This window comes from Enterococcus sp. LJL99, assembly GCF_054871725.1.
Genome location: NZ_JBTXLT010000003.1, coordinates 223,966 through 241,259 on the forward strand (window position 1 = coordinate 223,966; position 17,294 = coordinate 241,259).

The 17,294-nt window shown below is 30.6% G+C and carries 17 protein-coding genes; 4 read left to right on the forward strand and 13 right to left on the reverse strand.

Annotated elements, in window-relative coordinates; genetic code table 11:
- The 13 genes from ACYSNW_RS06350 to lanM (ACYSNW_RS06410) form a co-directional block, all read right to left on the reverse strand.
- A complete protein-coding gene (locus ACYSNW_RS06350) occupies window positions 1–165 on the reverse strand; it encodes a hypothetical protein (protein WP_461743644.1) in 165 nt (54 codons plus the stop codon).
- Window positions 162–329, reverse strand: coding sequence for a hypothetical protein (locus tag ACYSNW_RS06355; RefSeq protein ID WP_461743645.1), 168 nt, complete (start codon window positions 327–329; stop codon window positions 162–164). The genes ACYSNW_RS06350 and ACYSNW_RS06355 overlap by 4 nt, the downstream gene beginning before the upstream one ends.
- Window positions 330–399: 70 nt before the next feature.
- Window positions 400–594 (reverse strand): hypothetical protein, encoded by a 195-nt coding sequence (locus tag ACYSNW_RS06360; protein ID WP_461743646.1) that lies wholly within the window; start codon window positions 592–594, stop codon window positions 400–402.
- A 20-nt stretch (window positions 595–614) separates the two neighbouring features.
- The gene (gene lanM, locus ACYSNW_RS06365; protein ID WP_461743647.1) at window positions 615–3,653 is read right to left on the reverse strand and encodes a type 2 lanthipeptide synthetase LanM; all 3,039 of its coding nucleotides are present in this window, start codon (window positions 3,651–3,653) and stop codon (window positions 615–617) included.
- 84 nt (window positions 3,654–3,737) lie between these two features.
- Window positions 3,738–4,037 carry a mersacidin family lantibiotic gene (locus ACYSNW_RS06370; RefSeq protein WP_461743648.1) on the reverse strand — a complete coding sequence of 100 codons (300 nt, stop codon included), beginning with the start codon at window positions 4,035–4,037 and terminating at the stop codon, window positions 3,738–3,740.
- A gap of 348 nt (window positions 4,038–4,385) precedes the next feature.
- Window positions 4,386–4,610, reverse strand: a complete 225-nt coding sequence (locus ACYSNW_RS06375) for a hypothetical protein (RefSeq protein WP_461743649.1) — start codon at window positions 4,608–4,610, stop codon at window positions 4,386–4,388.
- A gap of 33 nt (window positions 4,611–4,643) precedes the next feature.
- Window positions 4,644–5,366, reverse strand: a complete 723-nt coding sequence (locus ACYSNW_RS06380; protein WP_461743650.1) for a flavodoxin family protein — start codon at window positions 5,364–5,366, stop codon at window positions 4,644–4,646.
- 63 nt (window positions 5,367–5,429) lie between these two features.
- Complete coding sequence (locus ACYSNW_RS06385; RefSeq protein ID WP_461743651.1) at window positions 5,430–5,765, reverse strand: mersacidin family lantibiotic; 336 nt, start codon at window positions 5,763–5,765, stop codon at window positions 5,430–5,432.
- Between the two features lie 31 nt (window positions 5,766–5,796).
- A complete protein-coding gene (locus tag ACYSNW_RS06390; RefSeq protein ID WP_461743652.1) occupies window positions 5,797–5,985 on the reverse strand; it encodes a mersacidin family lantibiotic in 189 nt (62 codons plus the stop codon).
- Window positions 5,986–6,102: 117 nt separating this feature from the next.
- A complete protein-coding gene (gene lanM / locus ACYSNW_RS06395; protein WP_461743653.1) occupies window positions 6,103–9,111 on the reverse strand; it encodes a type 2 lanthipeptide synthetase LanM in 3,009 nt (1,002 codons plus the stop codon).
- A gap of 430 nt (window positions 9,112–9,541) precedes the next feature.
- Window positions 9,542–9,724: a mersacidin family lantibiotic gene (locus ACYSNW_RS06400; RefSeq protein WP_461743654.1), complete on the reverse strand. Its 183-nt coding sequence runs from the start codon at window positions 9,722–9,724 to the stop codon at window positions 9,542–9,544.
- Window positions 9,725–10,117: 393 nt separating this feature from the next.
- The gene (locus ACYSNW_RS06405) at window positions 10,118–10,309 is read right to left on the reverse strand and encodes a mersacidin family lantibiotic (protein WP_461743655.1); all 192 of its coding nucleotides are present in this window, start codon (window positions 10,307–10,309) and stop codon (window positions 10,118–10,120) included.
- 354 nt (window positions 10,310–10,663) lie between these two features.
- Window positions 10,664–13,618 carry a type 2 lanthipeptide synthetase LanM gene (gene lanM / locus ACYSNW_RS06410; RefSeq protein WP_461743656.1) on the reverse strand — a complete coding sequence of 985 codons (2,955 nt, stop codon included), beginning with the start codon at window positions 13,616–13,618 and terminating at the stop codon, window positions 10,664–10,666.
- Window positions 13,619–13,870: 252 nt separating this feature from the next.
- Here lanM (ACYSNW_RS06410) and ACYSNW_RS06415 point away from each other — a divergent pair, with 252 nt between their 5' ends.
- The 4 genes from ACYSNW_RS06415 (at window position 13,871) to ACYSNW_RS06430 (ending at window position 17,147) form a co-directional block, all read left to right on the forward strand.
- Window positions 13,871–14,224 (forward strand): LytTR family transcriptional regulator DNA-binding domain-containing protein, encoded by a 354-nt coding sequence (locus tag ACYSNW_RS06415; RefSeq protein ID WP_461743657.1) that lies wholly within the window; start codon window positions 13,871–13,873, stop codon window positions 14,222–14,224.
- Window positions 14,225–14,338: 114 nt separating this feature from the next.
- Window positions 14,339–14,947, forward strand: coding sequence for an accessory gene regulator B family protein (locus ACYSNW_RS06420; protein ID WP_461743658.1), 609 nt, complete (start codon window positions 14,339–14,341; stop codon window positions 14,945–14,947).
- Window positions 14,948–15,351: 404 nt separating this feature from the next.
- Window positions 15,352–16,395 carry a sensor histidine kinase gene (locus ACYSNW_RS06425; protein WP_461743659.1) on the forward strand — a complete coding sequence of 348 codons (1,044 nt, stop codon included), beginning with the start codon at window positions 15,352–15,354 and terminating at the stop codon, window positions 16,393–16,395.
- Window positions 16,392–17,147, forward strand: a complete 756-nt coding sequence (locus tag ACYSNW_RS06430) for a response regulator transcription factor (protein WP_461743660.1) — start codon at window positions 16,392–16,394, stop codon at window positions 17,145–17,147. The genes ACYSNW_RS06425 and ACYSNW_RS06430 overlap by 4 nt, the downstream gene beginning before the upstream one ends.
- Window positions 17,148–17,294: the final 147 nt, after the last annotated feature.

The following is a 17,294-nucleotide window of genomic DNA, read 5'->3' on the forward strand; positions in this document are numbered from 1 at the left end:
CTACTTCATTCTTGCTGGATTTACGAACATTGCTTCAAAAAGTTCTGGTGGAATCGAGTGCGCATTCTCATTTCCGGATCCAACAATCATTTTCATTTGCTCAGAATCGAGTGCTTCAATTTTTCTTTCAGCTGGTTTAAATTTCTTTTTTAACTTAAGTTTCATTTAGTTCCCCTCCCTTTTAAAATCCTAGATTGAATAAATTCATCCGCAACATATCGGACTTGACCATTTCCGCTTCCCATTGCTTCTTTTAATTCAACCTCAGTCAATACATTCTCTTTTTTTAAATTTGCTGTAGAAAACTTCTTTTTCTTTTTTCCAAACATTTCATACTCCTCCTTTTAAAGGAATGGAAACTACTTTTTAGTTTCCATATCCTCTCTAGTAGATCCTTACTTAACGGCAGGTATATTCTCCGGATGAGGTTAAAATATCAAAAATCCCTCTTCCTTTACCATTTTTATTATTCCCTTGACCTTGAACATCTTCCATTTGTTCCTCAGTTAAATCATCAAATTTAGCTCCAGCGATTTTTTTTGATGAAATTTTCTTATTTTTCAACTTCTTTTTATTGTCTTTTTTGTCTGTCATAGTAACATCTCCTTAAATTTTTATGCTAATACTAATATATTCGGTATTTCTGGATGCAGAATTCTCAACCAAAAATAACCAATTCCCGATAATCCAGTCATAAATCCAAGCATTGGATAAGTGTCCATTCCTTCGATCATAACCGCTCGCTCTAATAACTTCCTTCGAATACTTGCTAACTTTTGTTCAATTTTCTTATTCCTTTTTTCATCTATACATTCCGTCTGGTATACTTCAGATAAAAAAATATAGCTTCCTGCATTCCCATGACATAAGCAATCCTCTGGTAATTCAACAGCAAGGACTTGATCAACGCATGCAAGCAACTCTTTTCGGCTATTCTCGTCACTTACTCCTGCTTTTAGCAGCGCTAGACGTGCCAGACCAATCCCCGTGCAGCCATGACACCACTGTGTAAGAAAATCGGTATTTTCTCTTAAATCTTGCCAAACTTTTCCATCAAAATTTTTCCGCTCATGCAATAAGCATTTTTGAATCAACACTAAGTACTGTGCCCTTTTTTTTGTAAATGGTAACAAGGCAGATAATGCCAATAACACACCAGAAGCCCCATGTGCTAGTCCATTAAATTTTACTGTTGAAATATTTAATTTAGCTACTAATGCCTCTGCTAAATCAATAAACAACTCATTCGTCGTTAACGTATAGAATTCAGCTAAAAGCTTAATTAATCCCGAAATTCCTGTTAACCAATCTATCTCATAATGACTTTTTATTAGCTGTTTCTTTAGTTCACTAACTAAAACTAATACCTGCGCTAAACTTTTTTTATCTCTTTTTAGCCTATAGCGATAATATAACGCAGTCATTCTCGAAAGTGTTCCAACGTAAACACTTGCACTTCCTATATCTGGAATTGTATCCGCAAAAAGCATTTTTTCCATTGCTTGAAGTATCTTGTATTTTTGAATATCTGGATAAAATTCTTGCGCATAGAGTAAAAAAATATAAATGCCTGCCATTCCATCATAAAAATCATGAGTAGCAACTTCATAAATTTTTTTGCCATTTTCTAAAACAAAATCTAGCAAAACCATTTCTTGATCGTCTGCTGAGGTCAACGTTCGATTTAAGATATGCTGAACAATTGTTTCTATTTGCTCCTCAGGTTGATTTCCTAATTGATAGCTTGTAGAGATAACAGGTTGCTCTTTAATCGACTGCTTCAGCAACATCAATTGATAGGCTTTATCTTTACTATTCAACGCAGCAATTCTTGCTGATACTCGTTCAAGTGCTGATCTTGAATGATAGTCATTAAGCACTCGATTTGCACTAGTATATAAATCTTTTGTAGAAACATTTGAAAAAAAGATTGGGATATCATTTACTCGTAAATCTTCTATTTCATACCTAACAGCTCGCCTGTCTTTATAGGGATACGCCCACTTATTTTCAAAAAGCTTCTCACGCTCCAAATAATCTTTCATGCAACTAACATGTTGACTATACTCAAGCATATCTACATACTTCTGTGTTGATTTTAATAATACGCGAACGTTACTCTCCCTAAACAAATCTTTGATTTTTTTAATCAAAAATGGTTTGTTCGCAGAAAAAAAATCATATTGGGCAGCAAAACCTCTCATTACTTCCTCTGCATAATCTAGTGGATTGACCATTTGAGAATTCAATTCAGGAATGTTTCCTGTTTCTTTTGAATAATGTTCATGATATTCAAAATGGATTTGATCTGTTCTGTCTTCGACAACTTTCAAAACTTTAAAAGGCAATAATTGTCGACTCCCATTGAATCCGCTTGTCTGAACACCAGACTGTTCATTTGAACTCGCTTTTACTTTTGGTTCAATTCGATTAGTAAAACAACTCGTTGGAAGTAATCCTGTAGAAAGTATGGATTCATTTTTAATTTTAGTCGCTTGTTCATAAAGACCTCTCGACTCCGCTAAAGAGGAATCATTTTGCATTAACGTTTCGATATCGATTAAAACTGGATAGCTACCATGAGCAATCAAGTTTTCAGAATGAAAGTCATTGCCACATAAAAAATAGCAAATTGCGACATACTCGCCAAAACGATAATAATATTGTTGAAGCTCTTTTTCACAAGTACAACTTTTCGCTTCGATAAATTCTTCAATCGTATACTTCGTTGTCATGACTCGTTTTATTTTATAAAACGAGCTTTCGGTTCTTCGTTCGATAAGCGCTAAAAAGTCATTCCATTTTTGACCAATCATCAAGTTTCTATACTTAAACACGAACTTTTTATCATTTAAAAAAAAGACGATCACGTTCTTGCCTTTTTCATGACTGTCACCATGCCCTACTGAATCGATTTGAAGATGAGCGGGTCCCGAAATATCAAATAACTTTGCTAACTCCTTAAACGATTCTTCAACACTGGTAATAAAATAAACAAAATTTTCTATATGAAACTGTAAACGTTCCGCAAGTAGACGCCATAACACAGGATACTCTTCAAAAAATTCTGCAAAGGTATGGGGGGTGGAGAATCTTAATTGAAGATACGAATGAAACCGTTCATCCGACGTTGTTCCTCTTAATCTATTTTTCTTTTTTTGATCATGTAAATCAACTACCAATGTTTTCAAACTGATTGAAACTAAATCTTTTTCTACATAAGCGTTTATTTTTTGGAAACTACGCTCACAGTAATCAAAATACGAACTATCTAGCAGTTGGAATTTTTCCTGAAAATAAGCCATATGAAAACGCATAACATATGAAAAATCTACTGCCTCTATTTGGTCTGTTTCGTTCGCTTGGTCAAAAATCTCTTGATTTAGTTTGAACCATTTTTTTTGTCTTAAGGATTCCCATAATAGTTCTTTATCTTTTTGGTCCAATGGTTTAATACCCGAACTAAAAGCTACAGGATCAATCGCTAAACATTTGAGAGCCTCTTCAAAATGTTGTTGTTTACACAGAGATTTTCTTTTTTGCCAATTTTCTAATTGTTTAGCCACGTTACTTTTCGTTTCATTGGAATAAGGCGATAGAATATGCATTCGTTCAGCAATAGATAGAGATTTCACCAAATTTAATTTCTTCATATACTTCTACACCTGCCTAATTTGGGGTTACTAATAAATTCTTCAATTTTCGTTTATCAAGTGACAACGTATTTTAAGCTTTTTTTACCAATCGGACTTTAAGCCTACAGCCATACAAACGGCTGTTGTACCTTCAGTTCCATTTCCAGCACCTTGAAGTAACTCCATCTCTTCGTCACTCAAAGATTCAAACGAACCTCCACTAATTGATAGTTCTATGGCTGCTTGCGCTTTTTTCAACAATAATTGGTATTGCTCCGGATGCTCCTTAATAAATCGCGACATTTCACTTCTAGTGTTCACATAAATCGCCATATCATCCTTGATTAAATTTGCCAACTCCATAAACAATTCTTTATTGAACGTTGCTGCCATCTCATTCATTCCTTCCCACTGCTCATCTTCAAATAACCATTTGTCAAACCTTTTAAGACAGATAAGTATATAAATTAAACTTGACTATCTATACATAAACTATAGCTAGTTTCCTGCCTCAGAAATAGTCCTTTACCCTAAATGATCGTTTTCCCACCCTGAAAGTCAGTGGTTGAATTTTACTTACAAAATCGCTGCTTTTTATGAGAAAAAAAAACAACCTTTTCAGTAAACACTAAAATGGTTGTTATTATTTGATAGCTGTTATTCGGTTATTTTAATTTTTTATTGAATAAATAATAACTATGGCTATTATTTTATATACTTTACTTAAGGATTTTAACATCAGCTTCTAGTTCAATTGATTCTATCTTGACTAGTACCTTTGATTGCTTTATTTACCTCACTATACAATGAAGAACATATCATTGTGCAAACAGAAAATAGAAAAGCTATTCCCGTATCTGTAAAAGAAATCGTATCTATATTTTTTATGATTTTTACAAGATATAGTGCTGCAAAAAAGGCACATCCTGCTAAAGATACTAAATATGAACTTCTTTTTCTTTTTAATGTATTCATTATTTCTCCTCTCTTAACAAAAATTCGAATAATTTAATTATTATTTTTTAAAGTTAAATATTCACTAAATGTGTCATATTCTAACATACCCGTTTCTTTCCAATATTCGACTTCGCCTGCTAAAAAATCATATTCTACACTTGTTTGTTCTTGTTCAAGTATAGATGATTTTGTCATTTTAAAAACATTATCTAAACATATCGTAGATTGAATAGGTAAAAAGGCATATTTGCAAATTCTATCACTAATCTCTTTACTAACTTCTTCTAGCCATACTTCATTATTAATTTGGTTGGGTATTTGTGCTGCGTTAGCAGAAGCAATGACGTTACCTCCCATTAATTTCATCATGTTACTCAACGGATCAATTACAGAATTGTGTCCATTAGTTGAACATGTACTTAAAACTACAACAGGCTTACCTTGTAATTTAAATAAATGTGTCCAATGAGATAGTTTATCTAATATTAGTTTTAAATCTGCAGTCATATAATGTAGATATACTGGAGATGCAATAATCAATATATCTGCACTTACTATCTTTTCTTGTATCAGACTTATTTCATCTTTTACTGAGCATTTAATATTAATAAAACATTGGTGACACCCTGAACAAGGTTTTATTTTAAAGTCTTGAGGAAATGCATACTCAATTTCAAATAGCTCACTATTTATATGCTTTAGAATGCTTTTTATAAATTTTATGGTGTTTCCGTTTTTTCGTCTACTTCCATTTAAAACAAATATTTTTCTCATTTTTTTTGCCACCAATATTTATTAATTTTAGACTTCTAAAAAATCAAATAATCAATTTTCTCTCTAACAATTGACTAGAGATACAATAAATCCTACTGAAGCAGCTCCACATCCTAATGATGATATGGCTGTCGCTACACAGACTGGTGAAGTTTCTGCATTTACATCGCCTGCTGCTTGCAATTCCAACATTTGTTCTTCAGTCAATTCTTCAAACGATCCCCCTACAACTTCGCCAGAATTGACTTGTTGAACCAAACTCTCATAATCAATTTCAGTGACAATTTTCTCAATTTTATCAAATTTTTCCAACGTCTCAATTTTTTCAGTTTCAGATAGCATTTCAAATTTTTTTAGCAATTCTTGACCATTCATATTCTCTTCATTTTTTTTTAACATATTAAATTCCTCCATTGTTTTGATAAAAATATTAACATTTTCCTTTAAACGTTTTAGCTACCGCAACACTTGCTTTAAATGATGCTGATATTACTGGTGTTGTTTCGACCTCTGTATCTCCTGCTCCCTGAACTTTAATCATTTCAGTTTCACTCAATTGTTCAAAATTTGGTCCCACTACGTCAATCTTTTCTTCTACTTCATTAGTTTCTTTTTTCAATTTTATCTCTCCTTAATTTATTATTTTAGTGAATACATTAATTAATTTTTAAATTTAGTCAATTATATATCACTGGATTTTCTTTCTTTGAAAGCATAAATGGTTCTCCTTTCTTATTTATAACTCAAGTGTTAAGATACTTGGCATTTCTATATATGAAGTTCTTAAAAGTTCATAGCCAATTCCTGAAATTCCTGTCATTAAACCTAACTTCGGATTATGGTCAAAAGAACCAACTATTACTTCTTTTGAAATTTTTTTGAAAATATTTTCTTTTTTGATATTTACTGATTCTATCAATTCACAAGATATCGTATTAGAATTACTTAGATGTTCTAAAAAACTATATCTTCCCATTTCACCATGGCATAATCCGCTTTCATTCGAAATATTGGATACAACATGCTTAATGCATTTATCTAGATCAGAACCAACTCTATTACATTCATATTTATTTTCCTTTAGAAATAGTCTCGTATATCCAATTCCAACTGTTCCATGGCACCATTGAGAAATTGTATTTTTTTCTTTACGTAAGTCTTTCCAATGATTTGTTTCTAAATACTTATTTTCTAATTCCAAACATTGATCAATTTTATCTATATAAATGTCATTTTTAGTTTCAAGGTATAGCGAGTAAAGTGCGTATATTATTCCTGAATAACCATGGGAAAATCCACATAAGCCCACTTTCTTTATCTCAATAGCATCAGCTAAAGCAATTGCTTTGATCAAAAAAAACTTATCTTTTGTCAATTTATAATAATTAACTAGTACCTTTATCATTCCAGCAATACCAGAAACCCAATCAAATTTTACTTTTGAAAAATCCTTAATATCTTCTACCAATTTCTTGGCAAATTTTATGTCAGAATTATTTTTTTCAAGTTTTATTTTCTCCAATAGTGGATATAAAACAGAATATTTTCCATGATAGACACTTATCTCATTATTAGCTTTTTTGGGATATACAAATAGTTGCCTCTCAAGTATTTCCTTCATTAATAATGCTTTTTCATTTTCAAAGTATTTTACATAGTACAATAGAAATACATAAATTCCACTTAATCCATCATAAAATTCACTATTTAACATTGAATAATCTAATTCTCCAGATGCTTCTACAGTGTAATCCTCAAAAGTAATCAGTGTTTTTTTATTATTAATCCTTGCTCGTTTCCATAATTCATTTACTATGTTATTTAAAATTTCATTTGTTTCATTACCAAAATAAAATGTTTCAGTTTCCTCTTCTTGTACCTCAAAAGCTAATTTTAAGCGTAATTCTTGATAACGATATTCAGATAAATCATAAGACTGAATCTTTTCTTTTACCCGATTAATGGCTGTGTCAGAATAATAATTTTTATATCTCTTTCCATCGCTATCAATCAAATCACGGTTAGAAGTATTATTAAAAAAGATAGGTACATCATTATTTAGCATGTCTAAAATCTCAGACTGTATCGGCGCTTTTTCTTGATAAGAGTAAGACCATAGATTCTCGAAAAGTTTCTCTCTTTCAGAAAAATCCACCATGCATTTAGGATGATATGCATAATTCAACATATCACAATATTTTTGAGTGGATTTAATCACGTTACGCACAAGTACATTAGAAAACAATTCTTCAATTTTATCAATAACTTCTTTTTTATTGTTAATGAAAAAGAAACTCATACTTTTGAAACCTTCTATAACATTTTCAATATACTTGCTCCCATCAATTTCTTTGCCATTAAACATAGGAAGATTGTTAGCTCCAGAAAGCACTTGCTCAATATATTCAAATCTAACTTTATCAGTATTAGGATGTACAATTCCCAAAGTTTTGTATGGTAGTTTTTGTTCTCTCCCATCAAAAGCACTCATCCGAATCCCTTTATTAATTCCTTCTACTAATGGTTCTATTCTATTTTCTTGAAATTTCATTGGTAATAATGCTGTAGATAATACAGACATATATTTTTTCATGCTTAGTAAATAAAATGGATTATCTGATTTTTCTAGAGGGTTTTCATTTTGAATAATAGTTTCAATATCTATTAAAGTTGGATACTCACCATGAGCTACTAAATTTTCGAAATGTAAGTCATTACTACAGAGTAAGTATGTCAAAGCAATATACTCACCAAATCGAGTATAAAAATTTTCAATCTCTTCTTCACTTTGAACTTCCTTTTGCGTGATGAATTCCTCAAAAGTATAATCATCTCTGGTTATTCTTTTAACTATTTTAAATTTTTTTCCTGTTTTTTCACTTATAAAATTTAAAAAATGATTAAATTTAGTTCCAACAATCAAATTTTTCTCTTTAAAAGCAAATTTTTCACCATTTATTTCAAACAAAATAACTGTTTTACCTTTAGAGTGACTATCACCTGCTCCTAAAGAAAGTTCCGTAACTTGATAAGGTGGTTCTATTTTAAATTTTTCCTGAAAATCTAGTAATGATTCTTCAACGCTATCACAAAACTTTTTATAGTTTTCTATTGAAAAATTAACTCTATTTGCTAATAATCTCATTAAAACTGGATAATCTTCTAGAAATTTAAATACTGATTGTTGTTTTCCAAAACGATATTTCATGTAATAAACAAATCTTTCTTGAGAAGAATTTCCAGCAAAGATAATTTTCTTTTTAAGTTCATGTAAATCATAAACTACTGTTTTAACAATAATATTAGTTAAATCTTCAGCTAAATGTATAAGAAATGGTTGCTTATTATCTATGACAAAATCATTAAAATTATATTTTTTTATTCGCTCTGAGAAATAATTGATATGGAAGCGAATAGCATAAGAAAAATCAATTGTTTTGATTTCGTCTATATCAAATGGGTCTTCCAACATTAAAATTTGTTCCGTTAATTTAAACCATGAAGATTTTTTAGCTTTTTTGCTTAGAATAGACTCATCCTTTTCATTTAATGGCTTAATTCCTATGTTAAAATCTTCTTTAGTTATATTATTAACTTTTAAAGAATACTCAAATGACTCTTTTGTACAAATTGATCTTCGTGCAATCCATTTAGATACATTATCTTCTGTATAGTTAAAATTATAGACTGGTGCAAGTTCTTCTATTCTTTCTCTAATTGATGTTGCTCTACAAATTTTTGTCATTTTTTTCACTCCATCATTTTTTATTCTATCCTATTACTTTATTTCATATATTTATTCAGTATACATTCTTATTTTGAAGATTATTACACGCCTCAAAAAATATAAAAGATATTTTTTTTGCTTACTGTATTTTTACCTATCGATATAACTCCTACTATTTGAGTGGTAAATAATTCATCTTTTTATATGTTGCGTATCTGTATCTAAACTATATTCGTATTTCTTCTAATACGATAGAGGTTCACCCTAAACGATAAACTTCCCATCATGAATGGTTTATTATTTTTATTGATTCAGTTTATCCATAAAAAGTGATTTTCTTAATTGACGTTCATTTTATCGCTCAAAAATAAACATATTTCAAAAATAAAAAGAACATATTAGTTAACAACCAATATGTTCAGTATAAAAATTATATTTATATTACTATTTATCTTCTGCAGTTAATTTTCTTTGATAACTTATCTAGCGTAATTGTAACTGTTTTTGTATCAATATAAATTGTTTCAGCATTTGTATCTCCTTGTCCTTGTAATGCTTTTAACTCTTCTTCTGTTAAATTCTCTAAATTTTTTCCTGCTACTTCATTGTTTTTAATTTCTTTTTCACTCATTACATTTTCTCCTCTTCATTCTCTTATTTTTTGTAATAGCTATTGACGTCTAGCTAACTATTTGAGATAGTGATGATTATTTTTTATCATCGCTTATCTATAATCCTACTATAATTTCTTTTTATACATTTCGATAGCGTTTAACCCCATAAGACTGTTTTTCCAACTTAAATGGTTCTTATACAACATTAATTTATTAATCAATAACAAACTAAAGTTACTTAAGAGTAAGAATGAATCGCTTGTTGTATAGCTGAAAATATCTTATAACAATTCCTTTTCTCTATTTAATTCATTTTCTACAAACTCAATTTTTGCATATAAAAATAGCAGAAGAAGCCTAATCTTTGAAATCAAACTTCTTCTGCCCCTATTCTTTTTATAAAATTCAACTTATTTTCTAAAATTACATCCACATCCTACTGTTATAGTCATTTTATTAGTATTAGGAATATGATTAAATAAAGTTGTTATAGTTTCCCCATCTGTATCACCTTGGCCTTGTAATTCCTTCAATTCTTCTTCCGTTAAATCTTCCAATTTCTTCCCTGCTACTTCATCGTTTTTAATTTCTTTTTCACTCATTGCTATTTCCTCCTGTTCATCCTCTTATTTTAATAGCTATTGACGTCTAGCAATCATTAAGATAGCATGTACTAATTTTTATAGTATTGCTTATCTTATAACCCACACTATAAATCCTTCTGCATCACTTTGATAGAGTTTTCCCCTATAATCGCTATTTCTCAACCCAAATGGTTATTTATTATAGAAAAAAGTATCTGAGACATCACTCAAAAATTAAGTTTTATGCTCTTTATATCTGAATAAACGGTGGGAGCAGAAGCAACTACTACACTACGCTTCGAACACAACAATTCCTAAGAGCAAAAGCTCTAAGAATTGAAGGCTTCTATCCCAACCTCCGTATAAAACTAGCTATTCTAACACTAATACATTACTGATTTCACTATTCTCAGATCGTAATAACTCATAGCCAATCCCTGCTAGACCATTCATCAAATCAACGGAAGGAGCGGCTGCCATTCCTTGAATATAACAAGACTTAGATAATCGATTGTTTAACTTTTTGCGCGTTTGTTTGACTTGTTCTCTTAATCCATCTGACAATGATTGGTCCTCTTTGATTGTATTCAAGTATGCGAGGATCCCTGCATTACCATGGCATAAACCATCACTATCTTTATACAAATCAGTAATGATTCTGCTAATCACTTTTTCATAACTAGCATCGGTCACACTATCTTTAAAGTCCGAATTCTTTCTTAACTTAGTTAGCGTAAAAGCGATACCCGTTAGTCCATTGCACCATGATTGTTGCGAAATATTGTTAAAATCTATTTTAATCAGTTCTTGAACAAAAAGTTGTAATTTTTTATTAACTTCTTGATTTCGTGGAAATAGCTCAGCAACAGAAACGAATGCATAGATCACTCCAGCATAGCCATGAGCAAATCCTACATTATCCATTTTTTTAAATTGAATATCTGCAATAAGTTGTTGAATCAATCGATAGACTTCTTCCGTCGGCATCACTTGATATAAGGTCACACAAAGCTGTAATAAACTTGCACGACCAAATAACCATTCGTTCGTCCAGTGACTGTTTTGATAGTATGCCTCGATTGTTTCTAATAGCTTCAATACTTGTTTTTTGTCAGATGAATCATTCGTTCGTTTTATTTTGCGTGTAAACAGATACAGAATACTAAAATAACTTGCATAATGCTCTTTCGTCTTGATTTCACGATATTTTTTAGGAAGCATATCTTCCAAAGCGGCAAGAATTGCTAGTTGCTTTTCTGTTTTGTTAGGAATCACATCATAAAAACTATATAATCCAGTATAACCATCGTAAAAATTAAAATTCATTCCTTCTTTGAACCAATTTTCATTCGCATCAAATTTATAATTCTCAATAAATAGATCTTGTTTATCTGCCCCCCACAGAAGTTGTTCTTGAACGAATCTATCGATATCCTGGATGGGACATTCACTTGATAAACGAACGTCCACATTCTCTCCCTGGTACTTTCCTAACGCTAATTCTACATAGTTTAACTGTTCCTGAAACGTTTGTTGATTTGCCTTGGTGATTTTTTCTGTGACTAATTCTAAAGCGGTTTGTTCATAAAAATCAGTCAGTTTGTGATGGTCACTATAAATCAATTCTTTGCTATCCGTTTGATTATAAAAAATAGGTACATCATTTACTAAGAGATCCTCAATTTCTGCCTTAATAACTTTTTTACTACGATAAGGAAACACCCATAAATTTTCAAACAGCTTTTCTCGATTCAAATAATTGGTCATATAGCTAGGATGATACCCATAATTCAACATTTCCGCGTATTTTTGAGTTGCTTTCAATACATTACGAACTAACACATCTTCAAATAATTGCTCAACTAATTCGAGTACTCTTTCTTTATTCGCCAAAAAGAAATGATACATTTCGGAAAATCCGATAATAATTTCTGCTTGATAATCGGTAAAATTCACTTTCTTATCATTTAATAGTGGTAAATTATTTGAACCAGCCATTATTCCTGCTTGATACTCCATTCGTAAATTTCCATCGTCACTTTCAACTAATTGCAACACTTTTTCTGGCAATGGTTGTTCATCGCCGCTTAATGCACTCAATTCAATATTTTTATTTTCTTTTCTTTGATTTCTAGGTAATAAACACGTGCCAATAACTGAATCATGATAATTTGCTATATATCGATTAACCGCCTTTTTTTTCCGCTCTGTGTTTCCCACATTTTGAATAATCGTTTCAATATCGATCAAAACAGGATAACTCCCAGCAGCAATCAGATTTTCCAAATGGAAATCACTGCCGTTTAAAAAGTAGGTCAATGCAACTAAGTGCCCAAAACGCTGATAAAATGTAGCTATCTCCTCTTTATTGTTACATGGGAAGTAATCGATAAATTCTTCAATCGTATAATGCGTTTTAACTAGTCGTTTCGAATAATAAAAAGAAAATCGTGCATCCATCTGTTCTATAGATTGACAAAATCGATCAAAACGATTGGCTATAGTCAAATCTTTATATTTGAACACTAGCTGTTTACCATTGATTGTCATAAGAATGACCGATTTTCCTTGTTCATGGCTATCTCCTTTATCCATAGCGACTGTATTTAGATTAAAAGGTTGTTGGATGGAGAAAGCGCTCAATTCTTTTTCCGTTAGTTCATCTAAAGAATTAAAAAATAACTCAAGATTTTTTGCAAAAAATTCCGTCCGCGTCGCTAACAAACGAGCCAATACTGGATAATCATTGAAAAATAGTTGGTATCCTTCCCGCATTTTAAAATATGTTTCAAAATATTTTTGTCTTTTCTTAGCAATCACTTCATTTTCATTTGAACGTTCATATAAATCATAAACGAGCGTTTTTAACGCAATTGTTAATAATTCTGTAGAAAAACTTGTAATAATTTCTTTTCTTGCTTCCTCTCCAACTTTATAGTTAAGTGGTTTTACTAATTTCACTATTTTTTCTTCTAGCCATTTTTTATATGGACGTAAGAAAACATCGAACTCTTCCTCCTCTCTGATTTCTTGTACATTTGCTAAAATTTCTCGATGTAGGTGATACCACGACTGTTCTGTTAACGTTTTATACAATGAAGGAACTTCTATTTCCTCAATAGGAGCAATACTACGAGCAAATTCTGCTTTCGATAATTGTTTATAGGCTAAAATTTCTTCCATTTGTTCTTCTTTAAGCAAAGGTTTGCGTTCTAACCATTCCTGATAAGTTTCTTCAAGAAAATGATCAAATTCTATCTCATTTGTAGCTACTCTTTTACGGCGTTCTTTACTGCTTAATGCCAATACTAAATTTTTATCTTGCATATTCATTTCCTCCATAGTTTCTCACTTAATAGATACTCTAACTATAGGGGGCTAGCGTTCTGCTTCCTACAAGATTTCCTTGAACGGTCTATTTCTAACCCTAAATGAACTTCTTCGCTTAAGGATTAAAATAGACACCTTAGTTCTATTACTTAGTTATTCAAGGGTAAAAAAAGACCGTTTACGAATATGGACTTTGAAAATAAAAATATTTCTTTATGATTAGAAGAAAAGAAAGAGAGGCGTGTAAAAATGGATACATCACAAATCATTATTGAAACTGATCAGCGAATGATCAGAGTTGTTTTAGAAGAATTACTCTATATTACTACCGCAAAAAATCAGGATCACGTTCTTCAGTTCATTACTAAAAATAAAACCTACTATTCTCGAGGTGTATTAAAAAATTACATCAACAAGAAATATCCAACCTTATTTAGGTGTCATCGTTCAACAATCGTGAATTTACAAGCAATCAGAGAAATTAATAAAACCGAAAAAAAAATTTACTTTATAAATGACGAAAAAAATTGTTATTTTTCCAAACGAAAAGGAGCCTCTTTATCCATACAATGGAAAAAATTACTGTTACACAACCAAAAATAACTTTACAGAACCATTAGCGGTTAAAAACAGTCCGTTCACGATATTTTTGTTGCCTTTAAGCAAAATTCTATTTACAATTATGATATACTATTTTTAATAAGGAGGAACATAAATATGACTAATCGCTTAACTGGTTTTTGTTTAGAAAAAATACATGCAACTGACTATATGTCTGAGAGTGAATATGAGAACGTTCACTATTTCTTAGAAGTGTTTTTTATTAATGTATTTAAATTGTTTCAAGTCTACCTATGTGCGTACTTATTTGGAACCCTGTTCGAAACCTTTGTGATGAATTGCGCATATGTCTTACTACGAAGTCATGCAAATGGCTGGCATGCAAAATCATCGTTCAATTGCTCACTTTTAGGTATTTCATTTTTTGTTGGTATCCCATTACTGTTGCAGAAAACAATGGTTACTTTTAGTGGATGGATGGCTGTGCTTCTTTCTATCCTACTATTTATAGGGGTCTGGCTTTATGCGCCAGCAGATACCGAGAAAAACCCTTTAGTTAGTGTTAGTGAACGAAAAAGGAAAAGGCGCAATGCATTATTCATGACACTGATTCTTGTCCTATTGTCATATGTTATTCAAAATCAGTCATTGCAAACACTTATTTTAAGTGGTTTGTTTATTGAAATTATTATGATTCATCCATTATTTTATAAATTAACGAAAAGGAGTTATAAAAATTATGAAAAATATGTTGAAGAGAAATGAAGAGAGAAGAATTAGTTTTATTTCCAAGCTAATTCTTTTTATCACTTTTTTTGGTGTGAATGGTTGCGTGTGGGGATTCTATGAGGTAGAACATCCTAAGCAAAAAAAATTGATATATGATAAATAATAATCTTATTTCATTTTTTATATTAACTGCTCAAAGTACCACATATACTTTGATTTTTCATTCATTAATTAAAAAAAAAATCAAGCCTATCTATTGGATAGGTCTACCATTTTTCACCCTAGTTACAGGTTACATAATGAATTACTTTTTTTTTACAACTATTATTTTATATCTATTTTTTATTGGAAAAAAATATGATGATACCTTAAATAAATATATACTTTACTTTTTTAGTGTATACTCTGTTTTTATAAGTTCTTTACTAGGATATTTTTTTATGGAAATAATTAAGTATTGTCTAGGAAACCATACTTATCAAACATACCACTCTATTTTTAATTTGATTTTACTACCTTTATTTCCCGTTTTAATAAATACTATTTTGCTAAAATTACTAAAACCTAATTTTGACTATTTGCGAAAACATGGTAATGAAATTAATCAATCATTTTTAATTATCATTGATATTATCTTAACCATATGTTGCACTATCCAATTTTCAAGTTACTGGATTGAGAAATACTTATTCAATGGAGAAAATCCAATTCGTAATTGGATGATAGCTACGTTCTTAATTACTATCGTTATTTTGCTTCGTTATATCGGAAATAAAACGAAAGAACTTGATCGTCAGCGAATTCAAGAGTTAAAAGATAATCAACTGTCAGATCTAACAGCCTATGTCCATCAAATGGAAACTATGTACGATGAACTGCGTAGTTTTCGCCATGATTATCATAATGTTTTGATTAGTTTAAATGAAAGTATTAAGACAAAAAATTTAGGCATAATCGAAAAAACATATGATCAGATTTTAAATAATGAAGGACTAAAATTACAAGAAACACAATATTCATTAGCTAAACTAAATAATTTGAAAACACTGCCTGTTAAAGGAGTTTTTTCAACCCATGTCATTACAGCTTGGCAGAAAAAAATCGATGTTCATCTTGAAATTGAAGATGTCATCGAGAATGAACCGATAGATGTTTTAGATTATGTACGAATTACGTCTATTTTGTTGGATAATGCCATCGAAGCAGCAGAAAAAGCTGAAAAACCTTCTCTCAATATCGTCTGTTTTACTACAGTTAATCCTTCAGAAATTTATCTTATTATTGAAAACTCTTGTGAGAATGAACAATTAAATATCGCAAAAATTTTTCAAAGTGGGGTTTCTACTAAAGGAGAAAATCGTGGCGTAGGTTTAGCGAATGTAAATAAAATTTTAAAAGAATATCCACATATTTCTTTACAAACAGAAAGCGAACCATTTTTATTCCGTCAAACGTTAATTATCAATAAGGAGGAGCAACCATGAATGTTTTCATATTAGAAGATGACATACTACAACAACAACGTCTTGAGAATTTAGTGCGAGATGTATTACTTGAAAATAAGTGGGTAGCTAAATCCCTCATTACTACGGCTAAGCCTCATTTTTTATTAGAGCAAATCAATCAAACAGTCACACAAAATATTTACTTTTTAGATATCGAAATTCAAGGTCAAGAAAAAAAGGGGCTAGAAATTTCCCAAAAAATTAGAGCAGTCGATCCAAATGGAATTATCTCTTTTATTACAACACATTCTGAATTTGCTCCGATTACTTATGCCTATAAAGTTTCAGCTTTTGACTTTATCAATAAAGATTGGTCGCCAGAGGAAATCAAAACACATATAAAATCTTGTATTATAGAATTGATTGATTCTAAAAATCGAATTGAGAAAAGTGATCTTTTTGTTTTCGAGAATAAGCATGCCAGTTTTCAAGTTCCATTTGCAGAAATTCTTTACTTTGAAACAACGGAAATTTCTCATAAATTGCGTTTAGTTTGTAAATCAAGACTTGTTAATTTTTATGCGACACTTGGTGAAATTTCTGCTATGGACCCTCGTTTTTACCAAGTCCATCGGTCATTTGTAGTGAACTTGGAAAATGTCGCTGAAATCGAACGTTCTGAAGGATTAGTTTATTTTGATAAGGAACAGACATGTATGATTTCACGTCGTAAAATTAAAACAGCCTTAAATAAAATGAAAGCACTGAATAAAAAAAATGAAACCAATTAATCAATTAAAAAAGTTGACGTTTGCAAAAATATGTTTTCTCTTTGTATATTTTTATGAATGTCAACTTTTCTACTCTCAAAAATTTAATCTACTTTTTGTCTCCATATACTCCTATTTCATCGATTCATAAACAATTCACGCACTAAT

Coding starts and splice junctions, on each gene's coding strand:
- ACYSNW_RS06350 (WP_461743644.1), bottom strand. CDS start 165: ATGAAACTTAAGTTAAAAAAGAAATTTAAACCAGCTGAAAGAAAAATT.
- ACYSNW_RS06355 (WP_461743645.1), bottom strand. CDS start 329: ATGTTTGGAAAAAAGAAAAAGAAGTTTTCTACAGCAAATTTAAAAAAA.
- ACYSNW_RS06360 (WP_461743646.1), bottom strand. CDS start 594: ATGACAGACAAAAAAGACAATAAAAAGAAGTTGAAAAATAAGAAAATT.
- lanM (WP_461743647.1), bottom strand. CDS start 3,653: ATGAAGAAATTAAATTTGGTGAAATCTCTATCTATTGCTGAACGAATG.
- ACYSNW_RS06370 (WP_461743648.1), bottom strand. CDS start 4,037: ATGAATGAGATGGCAGCAACGTTCAATAAAGAATTGTTTATGGAGTTG.
- ACYSNW_RS06375 (WP_461743649.1), bottom strand. CDS start 4,610: ATGAATACATTAAAAAGAAAAAGAAGTTCATATTTAGTATCTTTAGCA.
- ACYSNW_RS06380 (WP_461743650.1), bottom strand. CDS start 5,366: ATGAGAAAAATATTTGTTTTAAATGGAAGTAGACGAAAAAACGGAAAC.
- ACYSNW_RS06385 (WP_461743651.1), bottom strand. CDS start 5,765: ATGTTAAAAAAAAATGAAGAGAATATGAATGGTCAAGAATTGCTAAAA.
- lanM (WP_461743653.1), bottom strand. CDS start 9,111: ATGACAAAAATTTGTAGAGCAACATCAATTAGAGAAAGAATAGAAGAA.
- ACYSNW_RS06400 (WP_461743654.1), bottom strand. CDS start 9,724: ATGAGTGAAAAAGAAATTAAAAACAATGAAGTAGCAGGAAAAAATTTA.
- ACYSNW_RS06405 (WP_461743655.1), bottom strand. CDS start 10,309: ATGAGTGAAAAAGAAATTAAAAACGATGAAGTAGCAGGGAAGAAATTG.
- lanM (WP_461743656.1), bottom strand. CDS start 13,618: ATGCAAGATAAAAATTTAGTATTGGCATTAAGCAGTAAAGAACGCCGT.
- ACYSNW_RS06415 (WP_461743657.1), top strand. CDS start 13,871: ATGGATACATCACAAATCATTATTGAAACTGATCAGCGAATGATCAGA.
- ACYSNW_RS06420 (WP_461743658.1), top strand. CDS start 14,339: ATGACTAATCGCTTAACTGGTTTTTGTTTAGAAAAAATACATGCAACT.
- ACYSNW_RS06425 (WP_461743659.1), top strand. CDS start 15,352: ATGGAAATAATTAAGTATTGTCTAGGAAACCATACTTATCAAACATAC.
- ACYSNW_RS06430 (WP_461743660.1), top strand. CDS start 16,392: ATGAATGTTTTCATATTAGAAGATGACATACTACAACAACAACGTCTT.